The sequence below is a fragment of the Microbacterium sp. NPDC057741 genome, assembly GCF_042798735.1.
Taxonomy (GTDB): domain Bacteria; phylum Actinomycetota; class Actinomycetes; order Actinomycetales; family Microbacteriaceae; genus Microbacterium.
Map to the genome: position 1 here is coordinate 421,716 of NZ_JBHVJW010000003.1, position 20,753 is coordinate 442,468.

The following is a 20,753-nucleotide window of genomic DNA, read 5'->3' on the forward strand; positions in this document are numbered from 1 at the left end:
CCGCACGTCTGCGGCATCCGGTGCTGGAGCACGGCCTCCTTCGACGCGCGGATACCATGTAACCCGTGAACGACCCGACTCAGCCGCTGTCTCCGTACCGCGCGATCGATCGCGCGGAGTGGTCGCGGCTCGCCGCCGGACTCGACCAGCCGCTCAGCGAGACCGAGGTCGTCGAGCTCCGCGGCATCGGCGACCGGCTCGACCTCACCGAGGTCCGCGAGGTGTATCTGCCGTTGAGCAGACTGCTCAGCCTGTATGCCACCTCGTCGAAGGGACTGGGTGCGGCGACCAGCGCATTCCTGCAGGAGCCCGACTCGACGACTCCGTTCGTCGTCGGCGTGGCGGGTTCCGTGGCGGTCGGAAAATCGACGATCGCCCGCCTGCTGCGCGAGCTGATGAGCCGCTGGCCGGGAACCCCGCGCGTCGAGCTCGTCACCACCGATGGATTCCTCTACCCGAACGCCGAGCTCGAGCGACGCGGCCTGATGGATCGCAAGGGCTTCCCGGAGTCCTACGACCGCCGTGCACTGCTGTCGTTCCTCACCGAGGTCAAGAGCGGCGCGGCCGAGGTGCGCGCCCCCTTCTACTCGCACATGCGGTACGACATCATCCCGGATGCCACGGTCGTGGTGCGCCGCCCCGACGTCGTCATCGTGGAGGGGTTGAATGTGCTGCAGCCCCCGCCCGCGCCGAACGACGTCGCCGTCAGCGACCTGTTCGACTTCTCGATCTACGTCGACGCCGACCCCGCGCACATCGCGCAGTGGTACGTCGACCGGTTCCTCGCGCTGCGCAAGGGCGCGTTCACCAACCCGTCGTCGTACTTCAACGTGTTCGCGCACCTCACCGATGATGAGGCGGTCACCACGGCGATGGGGTACTGGAACGAGATCAACATGCCCAACCTGCTCGAGAACGTGCTGCCCACCAGGCACCGCGCGACGCTCGTGCTGCGCAAGGGGGCCGATCACGCGGTGGAGAGGGTCCAGCTGCGGAAGGTCTGACGACTTCCGGCATCCTGCTCCGGTTCCTGAGCGCCCTTCGTCTCGCTCCGCTCGCTCAGGATCCGCGAGAGACGAAGGATTGGTACGGAACCCTCGCAAATCCGCGCCCTTACCCTTGAACCCATGTGTGGAATCGTCGGATACGTGGGCCCGCGGCCCAGCCAGGACATCCTGCTCGCCGGGCTCGCCCGTCTTGAATACCGCGGCTATGACTCCGCCGGCATCGCCGTGATCGATGAGGCCGGCGAACTCGGCATGCGCAAGAAGGCCGGCAAGCTCGCCGTCCTGCGGGACTCGCTGGCGGATGCTGCGCTGCCGGACGGCAGCACGGGTATCGGGCACACCCGCTGGGCGACCCACGGCGGTCCGACCGACGGCAATGCGCACCCGCACCTGGCCGATGACGGCAGGCTTGCCGTCATCCACAACGGCATCATCGAGAACTTCTCCGTCCTGCGTGCCGAACTGGCCGATGCGGGCGTCACGTTCCACAGCGAGACCGACACCGAGGTGGCCGCCGCGCTGCTCGGCCAGGAGTACCGTCGCACCGGCGATCTGGCCACAGCCTTCCAGAGCGTCGTCAACCGTCTCGAGGGTGCGTTCACGCTGCTCGCGATGCACCAGGACCAGCCCGGCCTGGTGGTCGGCGCTCGCCGCAACTCGCCGCTCGTGATCGGCCTGGGCGAGGGGGAGAACTTCCTCGGCTCCGACGTCGCCGCGTTCGTCGAGCACACCCGCAACGCGCTCGCGATCGGGCAGGACCAGATCGTCGCGATCACGCCCGACGCGGTGACCGTCACCGACTTCGAGGGCAACCCGGTCGAGGCGCAGCCGTTCGAGGTGTCCTGGGACGCCGCCGCCGCCGAGAAGGGCGGCTGGTCGTCGTTCATGGCCAAGGAGGTCGCCGAGCAGCCCGAGGCCGTGGCGAACACCATCCGCGGCCGCATCCAGGAGGGTCAGGTGATCATCCCGGAGCTCGAGGGTCTCGACGAACTGTTCACCGGCATCAACCGAGTGATCATCACTGCGTGCGGCACCGCGTCGTACGCCGCGCTGGTAGGCAAATACGCCGTCGAGCAGTGGGCGCGCGTGCCCGTCGAGGTGGAGCTCGCGCATGAGTTCCGCTACCGCGACCCGGTGATCGGCGATGAGACGCTGGTCGTCTCGATCAGCCAGTCCGGCGAGACCATGGACACGCTGATGGCGGTCAAGTACGCCCGCGAGCGCGGCGCGCGCACGCTGTCGATCTGCAACACCCAGGGTGCGACGATCCCGAGGGAGTCCGACGCCGTCGTCTACACGCACGCGGGCCCCGAGGTCGCTGTGGCGTCGACCAAGGCGTTCTCGGCGCAGATCACCGCGCTGCTGCTGCTCGGCCTGCACATGGGCCGGGTGCGCGGCACGCATGCGGATGCCACGGCCGAGGTCGCCGAGCTGCACTCGCTGCCGGACAAGGTCGCACAGGTGCTGGCGGAGGAGCAGGAGCACGTCTCGCAGCTGGCCGGCTGGATGGCCGACACCCGCTCGGTGCTCTTCCTCGGCCGCCACGTCGGGTACCCGATCGCGCTCGAAGGCGCGCTCAAGCTCAAGGAGATCTCGTACATCCACGCCGAGGGCTTCGCCGCCGGTGAGCTCAAGCATGGCCCGATCGCCCTGATCGAGGCCGGTCAGCCCGTGTTCGTGCTGGTGCCTTCGCCGCGCCACTCGGCTCTGATCCACTCGAAGGTCGTCTCGAACATCCAGGAGATCCGCGCTCGCGGTGCCCGCGTGATCGTCGTCGCGGAAGAGGGCGACGCCGCCGTGCTGCCCTTCGCCGACGAGGTCATCAGGATTCCTCTGGCAGGGGCTCTCTTCGAGCCGGTGCTGGCTGTCGTGCCGCTGCAGATCTTCGCCATGGCGCTCGCCACCGCGAAGGGCCTCGACGTCGACCAGCCCCGCAACCTGGCGAAGTCGGTCACGGTGGAGTGAGTCTCGGAGTTCGGACTCTCGGATGCCTCGGAGCTCTGCTCCGGGGCATCCGTCGTCATCCCCGGAGGCGTGGGGACCGGCTGAGCACTTCGGGGCCGTTTTCTGTACCCATTGCAAACATAAGTGAAGGATTATATAGTTCGAGCGTGCATGAGTTCGAGGTCCTCGCGGATGCCGTGCGGCGGCGCCTGCTCGCGGTGCTCGCCCTGGGCGAGCAGTCGGCGGGCGTGCTGACCGACATCGCGCGCAGCGAGTTCGGCATCTCGCAGCCGGCCGTCTCGCAGCACCTGCGGGTGCTCCGCGAGAACGGCTTCGCGACGGTGCGCGCCGAGGGCACGCACCGGATCTACGCGCTGGATCGCGCGGGAGTGGATGCCGCATCCCGAGCCCTCGCGCGGCTGACCGATCCGCTCGCGCAGCGTCTGGACGCACTGCACACCGAAGTCGCGCGGGGTCGCCGTGCGGCATCCGATCGCGACAACGAGAACAGGGAGAGGAAGATCTCATGAGCATCACCAGTCCCGTCATCGAGAAGCACCCGTCCGGATACCGGCTCGTCTACGAGGACGTCTACGCCACCGGCATCCTGGACCTCTGGCAGGCGATCACCGACCGCGAGCGACTCGCGCGCTGGATGGTCGAGTACACCGGCGACCTGCGCCTCGGCGGCACATGGGCCGTCGCCGCTGTGGGCGACGAACCGTCGTGGGCCACCGGCACCATCACGGCCTGCGACCCGCCGAGGTCGTTCACGACGACCTGGCACGCCGTCGAGGAGGAGCCGACCGAGCTCGTCGTCACGCTCGACGAGGTCGAGGGCGGCACCCGGATGCGTCTCGTGCACACCGGCATCCGCTCGATCTTCTACGGCGCCGGCTGGCAGACGTACCTCGAACGGCTCGAGGGAGAGGTCACGGGCCAGCCCGTGACGGCGGAGTGGGATGCCCGCTTCGCCGAGCTCTCGCCGGAGTACGAGGCTCGGTTCGGCGCCCTCTGATCCCACACCGGCCTGCGGGCCGAGTGCCGTGCAGATGGCGGCAGGATCTGCGTCCGGCGGACAGTACGCCGCGGAATCCGTCGCCACGTGCAGAAACCTCCGCCGTCCGTGAGCGGTTCCGCACCCCGCGAGTCCCGCACACCGGCCCCCGGTAGGCTGATCCGGTGATCATCGGGACCGGAATCGACCTCGTCGACATCCCGCGGTTCGAGCGCTCGGTCGCTCGGACGCCGAGGCTGCTGGAGCGTCTGTTCACGGACTCCGAGCAGCAGTTGAACCTGCGGTCGCTCGCCGCGCGGTACGCCGCGAAGGAGGCGCTGATCAAGGCGCTCGGCGGCTCGGACGGCGTGCACTGGACCGAGATCGAGATCGCCTCCGAGCCCTCAGGCAAGCCCTACTTCGTGCTCACCGGGTCGACGTCCGACGTCGTCTCCGAGCGTGGCATCCGCACCCTGCATCTCAGCCTGAGCCATGACGCGGGCCTCGCGATCGCGCAGGTCATCGCCGAAGGGCCGGACATCCAGGAAAGGGACCCCGAATGAGCGCGCCGTTCCGCGAGGCCACGATCGACCTCGATGCGATCTCCGACAACGTGCGGCACCTGCGGCGCCTCACCGCCACCGAGATCATCGGCGTCGTGAAGGCGAACGGCTACGGCCACGGCGCGGTGGATGCCGCCACGGCGGCCCTCGCGGGCGGCGCCGGCAGGCTCGGCACCGCAACCGTCGAGGAGGCCCTCGAACTGCGCCGAGCCGGGATCAACGCCCCGGTGATGGCCTGGCTGCACGCGGCGGACCGCCGGTTCGACGATGCGGCCGAGGCCGGCATCGAGATCGGCGTCTCGTCGATGCAGCAGCTGCAGTCCGCGGCATCCGCTCCGGGCACGACCGCCGTGCACCTCAAGCTCGACACGGGGCTCAGCCGCAACGGGCTCTCACCGGAGGAGCGCGCGCGGGCCTTCGCCGAGGCCGCGCGTCTGGAGCGCATCGGGCACATCCGCGTCGTCGGCATGTTCAGCCACCTGTCCAACGCCTCGGCGGAGGACGACGCGGCCGCGCTCGCCGTGTTCAACACGGCGGTCGAGCAGGCGGCGTCCGTCGGCATCCACCCCGAGATCCGGCACCTGGCCGCGACGGCCGCCGCGATCGACCGACCGGACACCCGCCTCGACGCGGTGCGCATCGGCATCGGGATGTACGGTCTCTCGCCGTTCGCCGACCGCAGCTCGGCCGACCTCGGCCTGCGGCCCGCCATGACGCTGCGCGCCGCGGTGGATGCCGTGCGTCGTGTGCCGGCCGGCACCGGAGTCTCCTACGACTACGCCTACCGCACCGAGCGCGAGACCACGCTCGCCCTCGTGCCGCTCGGGTACGCGGACGGCATTCCGCGGCAGGCATCCGACCGGGGGCCGGTGCAGATCGGCGGCAAGCGGTTCCGCGTCGCCGGCCGCATCGCGATGGACCAGTTCGTCGTCGACGTCGGCGATGCGCAGGTCGCCCCCGGCGACGAGGTCATCGTGTTCGGTGATCCGACGCTCGGCCAGCCCTCGGCGACCGACTGGGCTGATGCAGCGGGCACGATCAACTACGAGATCGTGACCCGCATCGGAAGCCGCGTTCCGCGCCGGGACGTCCGATGAGCGGGCTCGAGGAGTTCGTCGGGCGACGGGAGATCGCGACCTCCGACGACATGGAGACGCTCGGGCACCGCGTCGGCGCGCGCCTGCGGGCAGGAGACGTGCTGGTGCTCACCGGCCCGCTGGGCGCGGGCAAGACCACGTTCACCCGCGGACTCGCCGAGGGCCTCGGCGTCCGCGGGCCCGTGCAGAGCCCGACCTTCGTGATCGCCCGCACGCACCCGTCACTGGTCGGCGGTGCGCCGCTGGTGCATGTCGACGCCTATCGTCTGGGCTCGGCCGACGAGCTGGACGACCTCGACATCGACTTCGCCCACTCGGTCGTCGTCATCGAATGGGGCCGCCCGATGGCCGCCGCAGTCACGGATGCCTGGTGGGACATCGAGCTCGAGCGCCCGGTCGGCGGCGATGACGACCTCGCCGACGAGGAGCTCGACGCCGACGCTCCCCGCATCGTCACGATCGCCCGCGTCGAGGCCTGAGCCCGGGGCATCCGGGCGCGCTCAGCGACTGATGCCGAGACCTTCCAGCGCTTCGTCGACGTCGAGGCCGAACTCCTCTGCGGTGGCGAACTGCTCCTCCGCCGCGGCGGAATCGGCCTCGAGACCGTCGTCTCCGCGCAGCAGCATCACCCCGGCGATGAATGCCGCCCTGGCGTGACCGTTTTCGCCGGCGCGGCCGTACCACTCGACCGCCGCGGCGGGGTCCTTGTCGACGCCCTGTCCCATCGCGTACATGCCGCCGAGGTTCGACTGGGCGCGGGCGCTGCCGAGGTCGGCCGCGCGGCGGGTCCACTCCACGCCGGCGGTGGGGTCGGCGGGCACTCCGAGGCCGTTCGAGTGGATGATGCTCAGCTCGAAGGCGGCATCCGCATTCCCGTGTGCCGCCGCGGCCTCGAAGAACGGCAGCGCCTCGGCCTGATTCTGCTCGAAGCCGTACCCCTGGCTGAGGAAGTGGCCCACCAGCAGCAGCACGTCCGCGTTCTGCCGGTCCTCGTCGTGCAGATCGGTCAGACGGCCGACGGCCTGCTCCTCGGCCTCCTCATCGCGGGCGAAGTAGGCGGTGCGGGTCCACGCAAGTGCGCCTTCGCGCGAGCCGGCGGCATCCGCACGGCGGAACAGTTCGATGGCCTGGGCGACGTCCTTGCCGGGGTGGGGAGCCCAGGGTGCGACGGCGCCCGAGGCGTACAGCGAACCCAGTTCGAGCATCGCCGGAACCGAGCCGCGATCCGCCGCCGCGCGGTAGGCGCGCACCATCACGTCGTCGGCGCCACCCGGCAGCAGGCCGATCGTGTGCTCCGCGCGCTCGAACGCGCCGCGCAGCGAGATCGCGGCCTCGTGGAGCTGCTCGGCGGGCGCATCGGGGTCGGTCAGCAGCTGGGACGCGGTCTCGTAGCTCATGCGATGACAGTATCCAACCCGCACTCCGCCGTCGGGCATTGCAGCCGGGGCCGCGCAGGGCTCTCCCACCCCGCCCCGACTACGCTGGACAGCGTGATACTCGCCGTCGACACCTCGCTGGGCTCGGCCGTCGCAGTCGTCGCCGACGACGGCACGACCGTCGCCGATGCGGGCAGCGCCAACCCCCTCGGACACGCCGAGGTGATCGGTGACCTGCTGCAGGGCGTCAGCCGTCCCGGCATCACGCACGTGGTCGCAGGCATGGGTCCAGGCCCGTTCACTGGACTGCGCATCGGAATCGCCGCCGCGCGCACCTTCGCGCTCGGCCGCGGCCTCCCGGTCATCCCCGTCCCCAGCCACTTCGCCGCCGCCCTCGCACAGGGGCGCGAGGACCGTTTCGCGATCGTCACCGACGCGCGCCGCCGCGAGATCGCGGTCAGCGTCTTCGAGGGCACGGATGCCGACGGCATCCCGGTCCTGGTCGAGCCGACCCGTCTCGAGCCGCAGGATGCCGAGTTCGACATCCCCACGGTCGTCGTGGCCACGATCGACGCCGCGGCTCTCGCCAGGGTCGGCGCCGCGGCGCTCGCCGCCGGACGCACTCTCGCGGGCGAGGAGCCGCTGTACCTGCGGCATCCGGACGTGAAGGTGCCGAAGCAGGTGCGGCTGTGATCCGCACGGCCGAGACCAGTGACCTCGACGCGATCATGGCCCTCGAGAACTCGTCGTTCCCCGACGACGCATGGAGCGAGCAGACCATGGCCGCCGAGATCGCCAGCGAGCACAACCGCTACCTCGTCGACGAGGAGGACGGCCGCGTCGTCGGCTACGGGGGCGTGCGCGCCCTGCGCGGCGCACCCGACTCCGACATCCAGACGATCGCACTGGACCCCGCGTTCCGCGGACAGGGTCGGGGCCGGCGGATGCTGCGCCTGCTGCTGGACCTGGCGCGCGAGCGCGGTGCGCGCGACACGTTCCTCGAGGTGCGCGACGACAACGAGGTGGCCCAGGCGCTGTACCTGTCGGAGGGCTTCGCCGAGATCGGCCGCCGCCCGAGGTACTACAAGGGTGGAGTCGACGCGATCATCATGAAGATCGAACTGAACCGGAAGGCGCAGGATGCCTGAACCCTCGACGACCCGGGAACCTCTCGTCCTCGGCATCGAGACGAGCTGCGACGAGACCGGCATCGGCATCGTCCGAGGACGCACGCTGCTCTCGAACACGATCGCCTCGAGCATGGACGAGCACGCCCGCTACGGCGGGGTCGTGCCCGAGGTCGCCGCCCGCGCGCACCTCGAGGCACTGCAGCCCTCGATCGAGGCCGCACTCGCGGAGGCGCAGGTCGACCTCGACGACCTCGACGCGGTCGCCGTGACCAGTGGCCCTGGTCTGGCCGGAGCGCTCATGGTCGGCGTCGGCGCCGCGAAGGGCCTCGCGGTCTCGCTCGGCAAGCCGCTGTACGCGGTGAACCACCTGGTCGGGCACATCGCCGCCGACATCCTCACCCCCGAGACCGAGCCGCTCGAGTACCCGACCATCGCGCTGCTGGTCAGCGGCGGGCACACCTCGCTGCTGCACGTGCGTGACCTGACCACCGACGTCGAACTGCTCGGCGAGACCGTCGACGACGCGGCGGGGGAGGCCTTCGACAAGGTCGCCCGGCTACTGGGGCTTCCGTATCCCGGCGGACCGCAGATCGACAAGGCCGCCGCCGACGGCGATCCGAAGGCGATCCGGTTCCCGCGCGGACTGTCGCGAGCATCCGACATGGCGAAGCACCGCTACGACTTCTCGTTCTCGGGACTGAAGACCGCCGTCGCGCGCTGGATCGAACGCGCACAGGCCGAGGGACAGGAGATCCCGGTGGCGGACGTCGCGGCCAGCTTCCGCGAGGCCGTGGTCGACGTCCTGGTGACGAAGGCACTGGCCGCCTGCGAGGACCTGGACGTGCCCCGCCTGCTGCTCGGCGGCGGCGTGATCGCCAACCGCCGGCTGCGCGACGTGACCCTCGAGCGAGCCGCGGCCGCGGGCGTCACGGTGCGCATCCCGCCGCTCAGCCTGTGCACCGACAACGGCGCAATGATCGCCGCGCTCGCCGCCGAACTGATCGCGTCGGGCCGCGGTGCGTCGACCTTGGCGTTCGGCGCCGACTCCACCCTGCCCGTCACCGAGATCCAGGTCAGCCCGGCATGAGCGATCCGCACGTCGAAGAACCCAGCCCCGAGGTCGAGCGACCGGAGGGCTCGGCGGCTCTGCCCGGCGCGCGGAAGACCTACAGCAAACTGCCCACCGGCCCGGTCAGCGTCGAACCGGTGATGACAGGACCGGATGCCGACACAGGAGGCATCGCCACGGACTGGGAGCCGTCATCGGGGGAGCCCTACGCCGAGGACAAGACCCGCCTGGCGCCGTGGGCACTGTTCGCGGCCATCGTCGCACTGTGCACATCGCTGTTCGTCGGGTGGGGCATCCCGGTCGCGATCATCGCGGTGATCGCGGCGATCATGTCGATCCGCCGGCCGGTCGAGAACCGCGCCGTCGCGATCTGGGCCCTCGTGCTCGGGATCACCGCCACCGTGTTCAGCGCCGGCTGGCTGATCTGGGCGCTCGCGCAGTTCGAGAGGCTGGTCTGAGGATGCCGGACGGTGAACGCCTTCGCGAACTGCAGCGCCGGGCCTACAGCGCGGGCGGCGGGCTGAGCACCGAGGAGGCGGCCGAACTCGCGGAGTTGCAGGCGCGTCCTTCGTCTCGCTCCGCTCGCTCAGGAAGCGAGGGGACTGGACTCTCCGAGAAGGTCGTGGCTGTCCCGGATCCTGAGCCTTCCCCGGATCCTGAGCGAGGAGCGCAGCGACGAGACGAAGGACGCGACCGGCCCGAGAGATCAGAGCCCTTCGCGGATCCTGAGCGAGGAGCGCAGCGACGAGACGAAGCACCCGGCGCGCCCAGGAAGAAACGAGCGCTTCTGACGCTCGCGGCCGTGGCATCCGCGCTTCTCATCGGTCTCGGGGCCGGCTGGATGCTGTTCGGCCGCGATGCCGGCCCCTCGATGGACGCGGAGCAGCAGAAGGCCTGGACCGAGTTCGAGGCGTCCGGCAAGTACGACGCCGGATCGATCCGCATGCTCGGCGAGCAGTACGGGATCACCGCCTGGTACGCGACGCAGAAGAAGGCGTCGACGGAGTGCCTCATGCTCACTCCCACCAAGGGTGTGTCGATCGCCTGCCAACCGCTTGAGCGCGGAGACGGTGAGCAGGAGGGCCTCCCGATACCCCTGTCGACACAGGTCGATCTCGAGGACGACAAAGGCACCGTGGTGAACGCCGCCGTCGTTCGCGACGTGCGCGGTGTTCAGACCGCCATCCTGCAGCAGTGGCGGAATGAGCCCACGCAATGGCTCGACATGTTCCAGGGCGACGAGCGCACGCTCGCCGAGCTGATCATCGACAGGACCGGCAAGGACGGCTTCCTCGAGATCATCGGATACGACGGCGAGACGCCGATCTGGCTCGCCCAGGACGGCGAGACCTGTCTCTACGTCGCGAACCTCGGTGGGATCGTTCAGCAGTCGTGCGACGTAGATGCATCGAACGTCGTCATCGAGATGCCGAACGCCACCTACGGTCTGAGCGAGACGAACCACGGGACCGCGCTCATCACGCTCGCCGGCCACGAGGCGCCGGTCCTCGGCGACGACGGCGTCAAAGTCGAGGAGTGAGGATGCCGGAGAACGAACGTCTTCGCGAACTGCAGCGTCGAGCCTACGGCCCCGGCGGCGGGCTGAGCTCGGCCGAGGCGGAAGAGCTCGCCGGGTTGCAGGCGGCGGTGCGAGCGGTCGCACCTGCCCCCGTCGGCACGGGCTCCGGTCTCACCCGTTGCGGGTGCGGAGACTGCGAGACCCGCAACGGTCGAGACCAGAGCTGAGGAGACCGTGGAGGCGCCGGGGATACCCGCAACGGTTGAGACCGGAACTGACGAAGCAGTGGATTCCGAAGGCGGGCGGGAGGCACCCGCGGGCTCTGAGACGGATCCGCCTCGTTCTGCCCGCGCGGCGACCAGGAAACGCAGCCTTTTCACAGCAGCGGTCGCGGCATCCGCACTGCTCATCGGCCTGGGCGCGGGCTGGCTGCTGTTCGGCCGGGACAGCGGCCCGGCGATGACGGCCGCGCAGCAGAAGGCGTGGGCCGAGTTCGAGGCATCCGGCAAGTACGACCAAGGGTCGATCCGGGTGGTGGGTGAGCGGTACGGGATCACCGCCTGGTACGCCACGAAGAACGACCTTCACCTGGAGTGCATCATGCTCACTCCGCTGCCCGACGACGTCGCGGGGTGCGCGACGCCACCGGATCCGAAGAACGAGGACCAAAGCTTCTTGGGGGAGCTCAGCGTGAACGCTCCGCTCGATAAGCCCGAGGGCGCGACCGTGCAGGCCTACCTCGTCCGTGACACCGCCGGGGAGTATGTCGCCATCATCGACAGATGGGTGGACGCCGCGCAGGACTGGACCACGATGTTCCAGGGCTCCGAGCTCGACATCGCCAAGGTCATCGTGAAGGAGACCGGCACCGACGGCAACTTCCTGCAGATCGTCGGCTACGACGGTGACACCCCGATCTGGCTGTCCCAGGGTGAGAAGACCTGCCTGTACGTCGCCGATACCGAGAAGGTCACGACGAACGTCTGCGACATCGACCTCAACACAGGCGAGAAAGTGCTGGTCGAGCATCCCGGAGCGGTCTACAGCGTGCGCATGACGAACCACGGTCCCGTGGTCACGGTGATCAGGAACCAGGGATCCGGATCGGACGGACCCGCCATCGACGACACCACCGGCAAGCAGACGGGCTGAGCGTCAGACCCGGTCTGCGAGGATCGCGATGCGCCCGGCGGGCGTGCGCGTGAGGATCAGTGTCGCCTCCTGCGACCCCTTCAGCGTGAGCTTCTTCCGGAATGCGGCCGGATCGATGTCCATGCCGCGCTTCTTGATCTCGAGCCGGCCGATGTCGTTCGCGCGCAGGGCCGCGTTGATCGTCTTCGGATGCGCCGCCATCGTCTCGCGCACCCGGAACGACTGCACGAACGGGCTGGTGAGCGCGGCATCCCCGGTCAGGTAGGCGATCTGCTCGTCGAGCATGCCGGCCTCCAGCATCCGCGCCGCGTCGCCGATGAGGCGGGCGCGGATGACAGCGCCGTCGGGCTCGTGCAGGTACGCGCCGAGCTCGCGCACCGGAGCGTCCCCTGCGTCGGCCTGACCGGTCAGCTCGTGCATCGCATCCCCGCGCACCACGAGCGCGGCGCGACGGACGCCGGGGCGCGCGAGCGCTCCGCTCCACAGCACCAGCTCGACGACGCTGCCGTCGGCGCTGACCCACTGCGCCTCGACGTCGTCGGGGATCAGGTCGCGGTCCAGGCCCGGGCCGAGCTTGATACCGGCGGGCACGCGCGCGGCAAGGTCGAAGCACCAGTCCAGCGACGGCGACCAGTCGGATGCCGCGGTCCGCTGCGTCTCGGAGTGCCCGGCTGTGCGCCGGGCCGGGTCGAGCCACACCGCGCCCTCTGCGGCATCCGCATGCTCCTCCGCCGTGCCGTGCGACACGGTCACCTCATCGCCGAACGGGGCGAGGTTGTAGGCGGCGATCGCCGCGGTGACGTCGTCGGCATCGACGGCGTGGACCGTCAGCCCTGCGCCGGCGAACGCCAGGGCGTCGCCGCCGATCCCGCATCCGAGATCCGAGACATGCGTGATGCCTGCCTGCCGCATCCGCACCGCGTGCAGCGTGGCGACGTTCAGGCGCGTCGCCTGCTCGAGGCCCGCTCGGGTGAACAGCATCCGGTCGGCGAACTCGCCGAACTTGCCCTGCGCCTTCGCGCGCAGGTGCGCCTGACCGACGACGGCCGACACGAGGTCGGGGGAGTGCCCGGCGGCGCGCAGCCGCGACACGGTCTTCGCGACCTCCGTCGCTGACGTGATCTGCCCGACTTCGTCGAGCAGCGCCAGTCCGTCGCGGGTGAGCAGCGCGGTCAGCTCGGTCATCTCCACCCCTTCAGCCTACGGATCCAGATGGTCTCGAATCGCGCGACCGGCTGCATCCGGCCGCCGGATGCAGCCGATCAGGCGATTCGAAAGGCAGTGAGCGGGAGCGAAGATCCTCCAGTCAGCTGTAGTGTGCCGGGGTGCAGCCCGATGTCACGCTGGAGACTCCCGCGGCCGAGACCGGCCACGATGTGATGAGGAGAGACATGCGTACACGACTTCGGAGAGCTGCCGGAGCCATCGGATATTCGCTGATCGGGCTGGGTGGCGGGCTGATCAGCCTGGTGGGGCTCTCGCTGCTGATCACGGGCGCTGTGCTGTGTCTCGTGCTGGTCGGCTTCGCGGTCCTGCCCGTGCTGCTGCGGCTGCTCGCCCGCTGGGCGGACGCGAACGATGATCGTGCCGGCGCCGTCATCCGGCAGCCGCGCACGGCCGCCCGCCGCGTGCACGCCGGTTACGGGCCGGCTGTGCTCCGCGCTCAGCTGCGGGATCCGGCCACCTGGCGCGACGTGCGATGGCTGGCTGCGGACGCCCTCACGGCGACGGTGCTGGGCGTGCTCGCGCTGGCCGCAGCCGGCATCGTGCTCGGCACGATCGCGATGCTCGCGCTGTGGTGGGCGCTGCCCGCCGGTGCGTCGGTGCAGTTCCTCGGCATCGCCGTGACCGGATGGGGCGAGGCACTCGGTCTCGGAGCGATCCAGCTCGCCGGCGGCCTGCTGCTCAGTGTCGTCGTGGTGCTCCTCGCGACGCCGCACGCTCGGATGACGCGGCGGCTCCTGACGCCGTCTCGAACGGAGCTGCTCGCAGAGCGGGTGAGCCGGGTCGAGGAGACCCGCTCCGGTGTGATCGACGCGCACGGCGCAGAGCTCCGTCGCATCGAGCGCGACCTGCACGACGGGGCGCAGGCACAGCTGGTAGCGCTGTCCATGCGCATCGGCCTGGCACGCGAGGCCGAGGACCCCGAGACGGTGTCGCGTCTCCTCGCGGAGGCGCATGAGGTTGCGGAGGGCGCGATGGTCGAGCTGCGCGACGTGGTGCGCACGATCTACCCGCCGATCCTCGTCGACCGCGGCCTGGAAGGCGCCGTCCGATCTCTGGCGACTCGTTCCGCGGTTCCGGTGCGGGTGCGCATCGAGCCCCTGGGGCAGCTGCCTGCGGCTGTGGAGGCCGCCGCCTACTTCGTGATCGCGGAGGCTCTGGCGAACATCGGCAAGCACAGCGGCGCGACCGATGCCGAGATCGTCGTGCAGCGCCGATCCTCCGGCATCCTCGCCGCGTCGGTGAGCGACGATGGCACCGGCGGGCTCGACGAGGACAGCGGTTCCGGGCTCCGCGGCATCCGGCGACGGGTCGCGGCGCTCGACGGCACGGCGGACTTCGCACGCGAGGACGGCCGCACCGTCGTCAGGGTGGAGCTGCCGTGCGGGTCGTGATCGCCGAGGACAACGTGCTCCTGGCCGAAGGGCTGGAGCTGATCCTCAGCACCAGGGGGCTCGAGGTGGCGGCCGTCGCCGGGGATGCGCCCGCGTTTCTCGACGCGGTCGACGAGCACCGGCCGGATGTCGCCGTCGTCGACGTCCGTCTGCCGCCGGACTTCCGGGACGAGGGGATCCGCGCCGCGCTCGAGGCCCGCGCGCGGCATCCGCAGCTCGCGGTCCTCGTGCTGTCGCAGTACGTCGAGCAGGAGTACGCCCGAGAGCTGATCGCCGATGAGCGCGGCGCCGTCGGCTACCTCCTGAAGGATCGTGTGTCGCGGGTGAGCGCCTTCGTCGACGCCGTCACCACGGTCGCGGAAGGCGGCACCGTGATGGATGAGGAGGTCGTCAGGCAGCTGCTGGCCCCGCGTCCGCATGATCCGCTCGACCGGCTCACGCCGCGTGAGCTCGAGGTGCTGGCGCTGATGGCTTCGGGGCAGGGCAACGGGCAGATCGGCGAACGCCTGTACGTGACGGAGAACGCCGTGCACAAGCACATCGGCAGCATCTTCACGAAGCTCGGGCTCGACCCGACCGAGAGCAGGCACCGCCGCGTGCGCGCCGTGCTCACCTACCTCGACCGGCGCAGGTGAGCAGCCGGGGCTGCAAGGGAGGCGCCGGATGCTGGCACTCGCATTGCGTGAGTGCCAGCCGACCGCCTACACTGGGATTAGCACTCTCCCCCTGAGAGTGCGAACCAGTCTTCTGATTGTTCAGCCGAGAAAGAGGTAGACCGTGTCGGTTTCCATCAAGCCGCTCGAGGACCGTATCGTCATCAAGCAGGTCGAGGCCGAGCAGACCACCGCGAGTGGCCTGGTCATCCCCGACACCGCCAAGGAGAAGCCCCAGGAGGGCGAGGTCGTGGCCGTGGGCCCCGGCCGCATCGACGACAACGGCAACCGCGTCCCGCTCGACGTCGCCGTGGGCGACCGCGTGCTCTACAGCAAGTACGGCGGCACCGAGGTCAAGTTCGGCGCGGACGAGTTCCTCGTCCTGTCGGCCCGCGACGTGCTCGCGGTCGTCGTCCGCTGACGCACGCTTCGTCACGCTGAAGAAGGGCCCGGATGCCACGCATCCGGGCCCTTCGTCGTACCCCGTAGGCTTTACCGGTGAACTCGAAGACCGCCGGGGTGCTGTACACGGTCGGCGCATACCTGATCTGGGGCGTCCTGCCGCTCTACTTCATCCTGCTCAAGCCCATAGGGCCCTGGGAGCTGGTCGCCTGGCGCGTGCTGCTCTCGCTGGTCTTCTGCCTGCTGCTGCTCACCGTCACGCGCGGCTGGCCCGCGCTGATCGCGATCGTCAAGCAGCCCAAGCTGCTCGGGCTCACCGCGCTCGCCGGCGCGCTGATCTACGTCAACTGGCAGGTCTTCGTGCTGGCCACCCTGGGCGGCCAGGTCGTAGAGTCGGCCCTCGGCTACTTCATCAACCCGATCACGACGGTGCTGCTGGGCGTGCTCGTGCTGCATGAGCGCATCCGGCGGCTGCAGTGGATCGCGATCGGCATCGCCGCGCTGGCCGTGATCGTGATCATCGTCGCGCACGGCACGTTCCCGTGGATCGCCCTGTCGCTGACCGCCTCGTTCGGCCTCTACGGCCTGGTCAAGAAGAAGATCGGGCCGGCGGTGGATGCCACGAGCGGCCTGACCCTGGAGTCGTTCTGGCTGATCCCGATCGCCGGCGTGATCCTGTTCTTCGTCGCACAGGACGGCGGCATCACCTATGGCAGCTCCGGCACGCTGAACACCGTGCTGGTGTCGTTCGCCGGCGTCGCCACCGCCATCCCGCTGCTGCTGTTCGCCGCCGGCACCCGCCGCGTCGCTCTGAGCCTGGTCGGAATGATCCAGTTCATCACCCCGATCATGCAGTTCCTGGTCGGCTGGCTCCTGCTGGGCGAGCCCATGCCGCCGGAGCGCTGGGCCGGGTTCGTGCTGGTGTGGATCGCGATCGCGGTCTTCGTCGTGGACCTCGCTCTGCAGGCGCGACGCGGGCGGGCCTCGACGGCGACCGGCCCGGTCGAACTCGTGTGACGGATCGTTAACGCACTGAAACCTGATCCCGTCGTCGTCTTCAGCACGACCGCCTAGGGTGGATACACCCGAAGGTGGGTCGACCACGTTCATTTAGCAAGGGAGCACCATGAACGCAATGAAGACTTCGCGAAAGACGCGGATCTTCGCCGGCATCGCGCTGGCCAGCGCCACAGCGCTCGTCCTGGCGGGCTGCAGCACGCCCAGCGACAGCGGCGACAAGAGCGGTGGTGACAAGCCCGCAGCGGCGGACGTCACCCTGAAGATGGGATCGCTGCTGCCGTCGACCGGCGCGCTGGCGTTCCTCGGACCGCCCATGGAGGCCGGCGTGCAGCTCGCCGTTGACCAGGTCAACAAGGCCGACGCGGGCGTCACCATCAAGCTCAGCACCGCCGACGAGGGCGACCTCGACAACAAGGCGTACGAGACCTCGATGCAGAAGCTGCAGAGCGAGGGCATCACCACGCTCGTCGGCGCTGCATCGTCCGGCGTCACCAAGCTGATCGTCGACGGCAACACCAGCGCCGGCATCCTCGCGATCTCGCCGTCGAACACCGGCGTCGACTTCGCAGGCCTCAGCCCGCTGTACTTCCGCACCGCGCCCAGCGACTACCTGCAGGGCGAGGTCCTGGCCAACACGATCGCCGAGGACGAGCACAAGTCGCTCGGAATCATCTACCAGAACGACCCCTACGGCAAGGGTCTCGAAGGCGCCATCAAGGAGGTCTTCGAGGGCACCGGCGGCAAGGTCGTCGCCGAGGCCTCGTACAACCAGGGCGACGGACAGTTCAACGCCCAGGTGGCCGAGATCGCCGCGGCAAAGCCCGACGCCGTCGCCGTCGTCTCGTACGACCAGTTCAAGACGATCGCACCGCTGCTGAAGAACGCCGGCATCGACACCAGCGCGCTGTACCTGGTCGACGGCAACCTGTACGACTACCCCGACCTGCCGGTCGACCTGACCGGGTCGAAGGGCACGAAGGCCGGCGCTGACCTGCCGGAGGACTTCATCAAGCAGCTCAACGACGTGTGGAAGGCCAAGGGCAACGGCGAGCTCAAGTCGCAGACCTACTCGGCCGAGGCGTACGACGCCGTCATCCTGATGGCACTCGGCGCGCTGCAGGCGAACTCCGACAAGGGCAAGGACATCGCCGACCAGCTGATCGAGATCTCCGGCGGCTCGGGCAAGGGCGAGGCGTGCACGTCGTTCGCCGACTGCGCCAAGCTCATCAACGACGGCAAGAAGATCGACTACAACGGCTACTCCGGTGACGTGACCTTCGACAAGGACCACAACCCGCAGGGTGCCGCGATGGGCGTCTACGAGTACGGCGCCGGCAACACCTTCAAGCGGATCAAGTAAGTCCCGCTGACAGCAGAACGGGCCCGGATGCTTCGGCATCCGGGCCCGTTCTCGTCTCGCTTCGCTCGCTCAGGAGCCGGGGAGGCTGCGAGTCAGGCGGCGTCCTCCTGGCCGAGCGTGCCCAGATACAGGCCGATCACCTTCGGGTCGTTCAGCAGGTCGCGTCCGGTGCCCTCGTAGGCGTCGCGGCCCTGGTCGAGCACGTAGCCGCGGTCGCAGATCTGCAGGCAGCGGCGTGCGTTCTGCTCGACCATGATGGTCGTGACCCCTGCCTTGTTGATGTCCGAGACACGGATGAAGGCGTCGTCCTGGCGCACGGGGGAGAGGCCAGCCGACGGCTCGTCCAGCAGCAGCACCGACGGGTCCATCATCAGCGCACGCGACATCGCGACCATCTGCCGCTCGCCGCCGGAGAGCGATCCGGCGCGCTGATTCAGGCGCTTGCCCAGCTCGGCGAAGATGCCGGTGACGAACTCCAGCCGTTCGTTGTAGATCTTGGGGTTCTGGTAGAGCCCCATCTGCAGGTTCTCGGCGATCGAGAGCGAGGGGAACACGTTGTTCGTCTGCGGCACGAAGGCGACACCGCGCTTGACGAGCTTGTCGGCCTTCAGCCCGACGATGCTCTCGCCGTTCACGGTGATGTCGCCGGAGCGCACGTGAACCATGCCGAAGATCGACTTCAGCAGCGTCGACTTGCCGGCGCCGTTCGGTCCGATGATGCCGATCAGCTCGCCCTCGCGGGCGATCAGACTCGCGCCATTCAGGATGTTCACGCCGGGCAGGTAGCCGGCGTGCACGTCGGCCAGCTCGACGATGACCTTCCGATCGTCCTTCGCCGACTCGAATGCGGGTCCGGTGGCGTCCGTCATGACTTCTCCTCGTCGGCGGTGTCCTCGGCCTCGATCTCGGCCTCCGCCTCGGTCTCGATCTTCTCGCGCAGCCGCATGGCCCGCTCGGCGGACTCCTGGTCGACCACGGTGAGGCGGCCGGTCACGACACCCAGGTCGACGTCCTGGTGCGCGCCCAGATAGGCGTCGACCACGGCCGGGTCCTCCATGACCTCGTCCGGCGGTCCCTCGGCCACCACGCGTCCCTCGGCCATCACGACCACCCAGTCGGCGATGTGCCGAACCATGTGCATGTCGTGCTCGACGAAGAGCACGGTCATGCCGCGGTCCTTCAGATCGAGGATGTGGTCCAGCAGCGACTGCGTCAGCGCCGGGTTCACACCGGCCATCGGCTCGTCCAGCATGACCAGCGTCGGATCGCTCATCAGCGCGCGCGCCATCTCGAGCAGCTTGCGCTGGCCGCCCGACAGGGATGCCGCGAAGTCCTTCTCCTTGGCGTCGAGCTTGAACCGGGCGAGCAGATCGCGGGCGCGGGCCTCGATCTCCTTCTCCTGCTTGCGCCAGGCGCCGGGGAACAGGCTCGACCAGAACCGCTCGCCCTTCTGACCGGGTGCGCCGAGCTTCATGTTCTCGAGCACGGTCAGCAGCGACAGCGACTTGGTCAGCTGGAAGGTGCGCACCTGACCCATCCGGGCGACCTTGAACGACGGGACGCCGGCCAGGTTCTTCCCGTCGAACGACCAGGTTCCGGTGTTCGGCTTGTCGAATCCGCACAGCAGGTTGAACAGCGTCGTCTTGCCGGCGCCGTTCGGGCCGATCAGCGCCGTGATCGCGCCGCGGGGGATCTCGAGGTGATCCACGTCGACGGCCACGAGTCCGCCGAAGCGCCGCTGCACGGCATCCGCGACGAGGATCGGATCGACCTTGGCGACACCGGGGGCCGCTGGCCCCTTGGTGAGCCCCGTGGTCTTCGGGCGACGGATGCTGCCGGTCGTGGGCGCCCCCTCGACCGGGTTGTTGTCACTTGACAAAGGTCATCTCCCTCTTGTCTCCGAGGATGCCCTGCGGGCGGAAGATCACGATGAGCATCAGCACGATGCCCACCAGGATGTAGCGCACCACGTCGGCCTGCGCGCTGCTCATCGGCAGCAGTCCCGCCGACGCGAGTTGCGGCAGCAGGTTGCCCAGGAACGCGAACACCATCCAGAACAGCACGGCGCCGAGGGTCGGGCCGAACACGGTGGCCGCACCTCCGAGCAGCAGGATCGTCCACAGGAAGAAGGTCAGCGACGTGGAGTAACTGCCGGGCACGACGGCGCTGGGCAGCACGAACACGATCCCGCCGAGGGCGCCGATCACGCCGCCGACCACGAGCGCCTGCATCTTGTAGGCGAACACGTTCTTGCCCAGCGAGCGGACGGCGTCCTCGTCCTCACGGATGCCCTTGAGCACACGGCCCCACGGGCTGCGCATCAGAGCCCACACCAGCAGGATCGCGATCGCGAGCATGCCGATGCCGAACACGCGGTTCCACAGGCCGACCTCGTTGAAGGTCCACGGGCCGAAGCCGTACTGGCCAGGGGGGAACGGGTTGATGTCGCGGAATCCGCCGTTGTAGCCGCTCAGGCCGCCCGCACCGTTGGTCCACTTCTGGAACAGTTCGGTGAGGAACATCAGGCGCACGATCTCGGCGGCTGCGATGGTCGCGATGGCCAGGTAGTCGGCGCGCAGTCGCAGGGTCGGGATGCCGAGGAGCAGAGCGAACAGGGCACCGCCGAGCAGACCCACGAGCATGCCCACCCACCAGGGGGCGCCGAAGCTGAGGATCGAGATCGCGTAGCCGTAGGCGCCGACGGCCATGAATCCCGCCATGCCGAAGTTCAGCAGGCCGGCGTAGCCGAAGTGCACGGCGAGGCCGGTGGCGGCGAGTGCATAGGCGATCGTGACGGGGCTGAGCAGGTACGCGGCGGTATTGCCGAAGATGGTTCCGAAGTCCAT

24 protein-coding genes are annotated in these 20,753 nt (G+C 69.3%); 19 read left to right on the top strand and 5 right to left on the bottom strand.

Annotated elements, in window-relative coordinates:
• The first annotated feature begins 65 nt into the window (after nt 1–65).
• The 7 genes from coaA to tsaE all read left to right on the top strand — a co-directional run bounded on the left by coaA (nt 66) and on the right by tsaE (nt 6,087).
• Nucleotides 66–1,004: a type I pantothenate kinase gene (gene coaA, locus ACFVDO_RS12930; RefSeq protein ID WP_378857764.1), complete on the top strand. Its 939-nt coding sequence runs from the start codon at nt 66–68 to the stop codon at nt 1,002–1,004.
• 123 nt (nt 1,005–1,127) lie between these two features.
• Complete coding sequence (glmS, locus tag ACFVDO_RS12935; protein ID WP_378857763.1) at nt 1,128–2,972, top strand: glutamine--fructose-6-phosphate transaminase (isomerizing); 1,845 nt, start codon at nt 1,128–1,130, stop codon at nt 2,970–2,972.
• A gap of 146 nt (nt 2,973–3,118) precedes the next feature.
• Nucleotides 3,119–3,481, top strand: coding sequence for an ArsR/SmtB family transcription factor (locus ACFVDO_RS12940; RefSeq protein WP_378857762.1), 363 nt, complete (start codon nt 3,119–3,121; stop codon nt 3,479–3,481).
• Complete coding sequence (locus ACFVDO_RS12945) at nt 3,478–3,969, top strand: SRPBCC family protein (RefSeq protein WP_378857761.1); 492 nt, start codon at nt 3,478–3,480, stop codon at nt 3,967–3,969. The genes ACFVDO_RS12940 and ACFVDO_RS12945 overlap by 4 nt, the downstream gene beginning before the upstream one ends.
• 164 nt (nt 3,970–4,133) lie before the next feature.
• The gene (locus ACFVDO_RS12950; RefSeq protein WP_378857760.1) at nt 4,134–4,511 is read left to right on the top strand and encodes a holo-ACP synthase; all 378 of its coding nucleotides are present in this window, start codon (nt 4,134–4,136) and stop codon (nt 4,509–4,511) included.
• Entirely contained in the window at nt 4,508–5,608 is a 1,101-nt protein-coding gene (gene alr / locus ACFVDO_RS12955) for an alanine racemase (RefSeq protein WP_378857759.1), read from the top strand. The genes ACFVDO_RS12950 and alr overlap by 4 nt, the downstream gene beginning before the upstream one ends.
• Nucleotides 5,605–6,087 carry a tRNA (adenosine(37)-N6)-threonylcarbamoyltransferase complex ATPase subunit type 1 TsaE gene (gene tsaE / locus ACFVDO_RS12960; RefSeq protein WP_378857758.1) on the top strand — a complete coding sequence of 161 codons (483 nt, stop codon included), beginning with the start codon at nt 5,605–5,607 and terminating at the stop codon, nt 6,085–6,087. The genes alr and tsaE overlap by 4 nt, the downstream gene beginning before the upstream one ends.
• 21 nt (nt 6,088–6,108) lie before the next feature.
• On the opposite strand, the gene ACFVDO_RS12965 is transcribed toward tsaE, so the two are convergent.
• On the bottom strand, nt 6,109–7,005 hold the full coding sequence (locus ACFVDO_RS12965) for a tetratricopeptide repeat protein (RefSeq protein WP_378857757.1): 897 nt from the start codon (nt 7,003–7,005) through the stop codon (nt 6,109–6,111).
• 93 nt (nt 7,006–7,098) lie between these two features.
• Between ACFVDO_RS12965 and tsaB the strand changes: the two genes are divergently transcribed.
• The 7 genes from tsaB to ACFVDO_RS13000 all read left to right on the top strand — a co-directional run bounded on the left by tsaB (nt 7,099) and on the right by ACFVDO_RS13000 (nt 11,854).
• Nucleotides 7,099–7,677 carry a tRNA (adenosine(37)-N6)-threonylcarbamoyltransferase complex dimerization subunit type 1 TsaB gene (gene tsaB, locus ACFVDO_RS12970; RefSeq protein ID WP_378857756.1) on the top strand — a complete coding sequence of 193 codons (579 nt, stop codon included), beginning with the start codon at nt 7,099–7,101 and terminating at the stop codon, nt 7,675–7,677.
• Between the two features lie 35 nt (nt 7,678–7,712).
• Nucleotides 7,713–8,132 carry a ribosomal protein S18-alanine N-acetyltransferase gene (gene rimI / locus ACFVDO_RS12975; protein ID WP_378857807.1) on the top strand — a complete coding sequence of 140 codons (420 nt, stop codon included), beginning with the start codon at nt 7,713–7,715 and terminating at the stop codon, nt 8,130–8,132.
• A complete protein-coding gene (gene tsaD, locus ACFVDO_RS12980) occupies nt 8,125–9,201 on the top strand; it encodes a tRNA (adenosine(37)-N6)-threonylcarbamoyltransferase complex transferase subunit TsaD (RefSeq protein ID WP_378857755.1) in 1,077 nt (358 codons plus the stop codon). The genes rimI and tsaD overlap by 8 nt, the downstream gene beginning before the upstream one ends.
• Nucleotides 9,198–9,641: a hypothetical protein gene (locus ACFVDO_RS12985; protein ID WP_378857754.1), complete on the top strand. Its 444-nt coding sequence runs from the start codon at nt 9,198–9,200 to the stop codon at nt 9,639–9,641. Before tsaD ends, ACFVDO_RS12985 begins: the two co-directional genes overlap by 4 nt.
• Nucleotides 9,642–9,985: 344 nt before the next feature.
• Nucleotides 9,986–10,723, top strand: a complete 738-nt coding sequence (locus tag ACFVDO_RS12990; RefSeq protein ID WP_378857753.1) for a hypothetical protein — start codon at nt 9,986–9,988, stop codon at nt 10,721–10,723.
• Nucleotides 10,724–10,725: 2 nt separating this feature from the next.
• Entirely contained in the window at nt 10,726–10,929 is a 204-nt protein-coding gene (locus tag ACFVDO_RS12995) for a hypothetical protein (RefSeq protein ID WP_378857752.1), read from the top strand.
• Between the two features lie 58 nt (nt 10,930–10,987).
• Entirely contained in the window at nt 10,988–11,854 is an 867-nt protein-coding gene (locus ACFVDO_RS13000) for a hypothetical protein (RefSeq protein WP_378857751.1), read from the top strand.
• 3 nt (nt 11,855–11,857) lie between these two features.
• On the opposite strand, the gene ACFVDO_RS13005 is transcribed toward ACFVDO_RS13000, so the two are convergent.
• Entirely contained in the window at nt 11,858–13,045 is a 1,188-nt protein-coding gene (locus ACFVDO_RS13005) for an SAM-dependent methyltransferase (RefSeq protein ID WP_378857750.1), read from the bottom strand.
• A 200-nt stretch (nt 13,046–13,245) separates the two neighbouring features.
• On the opposite strand from ACFVDO_RS13005, the gene ACFVDO_RS13010 reads away from it, so the two are divergent.
• From ACFVDO_RS13010 to ACFVDO_RS13030, 5 genes are all read left to right on the top strand, one after another.
• Nucleotides 13,246–14,472, top strand: a complete 1,227-nt coding sequence (locus ACFVDO_RS13010; RefSeq protein WP_378857749.1) for a sensor histidine kinase — start codon at nt 13,246–13,248, stop codon at nt 14,470–14,472.
• Nucleotides 14,460–15,107: a response regulator gene (locus ACFVDO_RS13015; protein ID WP_378857748.1), complete on the top strand. Its 648-nt coding sequence runs from the start codon at nt 14,460–14,462 to the stop codon at nt 15,105–15,107. The genes ACFVDO_RS13010 and ACFVDO_RS13015 overlap by 13 nt, the downstream gene beginning before the upstream one ends.
• A 142-nt stretch (nt 15,108–15,249) precedes the next feature.
• Nucleotides 15,250–15,546, top strand: a complete 297-nt coding sequence (groES, locus tag ACFVDO_RS13020) for a co-chaperone GroES (protein WP_017203655.1) — start codon at nt 15,250–15,252, stop codon at nt 15,544–15,546.
• 77 nt (nt 15,547–15,623) lie between these two features.
• Complete coding sequence (gene rarD, locus ACFVDO_RS13025; RefSeq protein WP_378857747.1) at nt 15,624–16,544, top strand: EamA family transporter RarD; 921 nt, start codon at nt 15,624–15,626, stop codon at nt 16,542–16,544.
• Between the two features lie 118 nt (nt 16,545–16,662).
• Nucleotides 16,663–17,907: an ABC transporter substrate-binding protein gene (locus ACFVDO_RS13030; RefSeq protein WP_378857746.1), complete on the top strand. Its 1,245-nt coding sequence runs from the start codon at nt 16,663–16,665 to the stop codon at nt 17,905–17,907.
• A 92-nt stretch (nt 17,908–17,999) separates the two neighbouring features.
• Here the strand turns inward: ACFVDO_RS13030 and ACFVDO_RS13035 are convergent, their stop codons facing one another.
• Genes ACFVDO_RS13035 through ACFVDO_RS13045 form a run of 3 tightly spaced genes read right to left on the bottom strand, consistent with a single transcriptional unit; the run spans nt 18,000 to nt 20,753 of the window.
• The gene (locus ACFVDO_RS13035; RefSeq protein WP_378857745.1) at nt 18,000–18,776 is read right to left on the bottom strand and encodes an ABC transporter ATP-binding protein; all 777 of its coding nucleotides are present in this window, start codon (nt 18,774–18,776) and stop codon (nt 18,000–18,002) included.
• Nucleotides 18,773–19,738 carry an ABC transporter ATP-binding protein gene (locus ACFVDO_RS13040; protein ID WP_378857806.1) on the bottom strand — a complete coding sequence of 322 codons (966 nt, stop codon included), beginning with the start codon at nt 19,736–19,738 and terminating at the stop codon, nt 18,773–18,775. The genes ACFVDO_RS13035 and ACFVDO_RS13040 overlap by 4 nt, the downstream gene beginning before the upstream one ends.
• 37 nt (nt 19,739–19,775) lie before the next feature.
• On the bottom strand, nt 19,776–20,753 hold the full coding sequence (locus ACFVDO_RS13045) for a branched-chain amino acid ABC transporter permease (RefSeq protein WP_378857744.1): 978 nt from the start codon (nt 20,751–20,753) through the stop codon (nt 19,776–19,778).

Bases quoted from the DNA above. Each gene is read 5' to 3' on its own strand.
- rimI (WP_378857807.1), top strand. From the start codon at position 7,713: ATGGCCCTCGAGAACTCGTCGTTCCCCGACGACGCATGGAGCGAGCAG.
- glmS (WP_378857763.1), top strand. From the start codon at position 1,128: ATGTGTGGAATCGTCGGATACGTGGGCCCGCGGCCCAGCCAGGACATC.
- ACFVDO_RS12985 (WP_378857754.1), top strand. From the start codon at position 9,198: ATGAGCGATCCGCACGTCGAAGAACCCAGCCCCGAGGTCGAGCGACCG.
- alr (WP_378857759.1), top strand. From the start codon at position 4,508: ATGAGCGCGCCGTTCCGCGAGGCCACGATCGACCTCGATGCGATCTCC.
- tsaE (WP_378857758.1), top strand. From the start codon at position 5,605: ATGAGCGGGCTCGAGGAGTTCGTCGGGCGACGGGAGATCGCGACCTCC.
- ACFVDO_RS12965 (WP_378857757.1), bottom strand. From the start codon at position 7,005: ATGAGCTACGAGACCGCGTCCCAGCTGCTGACCGACCCCGATGCGCCC.
- ACFVDO_RS13035 (WP_378857745.1), bottom strand. From the start codon at position 18,776: ATGACGGACGCCACCGGACCCGCATTCGAGTCGGCGAAGGACGATCGG.
- ACFVDO_RS13010 (WP_378857749.1), top strand. From the start codon at position 13,246: ATGCGTACACGACTTCGGAGAGCTGCCGGAGCCATCGGATATTCGCTG.
- ACFVDO_RS12945 (WP_378857761.1), top strand. From the start codon at position 3,478: ATGAGCATCACCAGTCCCGTCATCGAGAAGCACCCGTCCGGATACCGG.
- ACFVDO_RS12995 (WP_378857752.1), top strand. From the start codon at position 10,726: ATGCCGGAGAACGAACGTCTTCGCGAACTGCAGCGTCGAGCCTACGGC.
- tsaD (WP_378857755.1), top strand. From the start codon at position 8,125: ATGCCTGAACCCTCGACGACCCGGGAACCTCTCGTCCTCGGCATCGAG.
- ACFVDO_RS13030 (WP_378857746.1), top strand. From the start codon at position 16,663: ATGAAGACTTCGCGAAAGACGCGGATCTTCGCCGGCATCGCGCTGGCC.
- ACFVDO_RS13045 (WP_378857744.1), bottom strand. From the start codon at position 20,753: ATGGACTTCGGAACCATCTTCGGCAATACCGCCGCGTACCTGCTCAGC.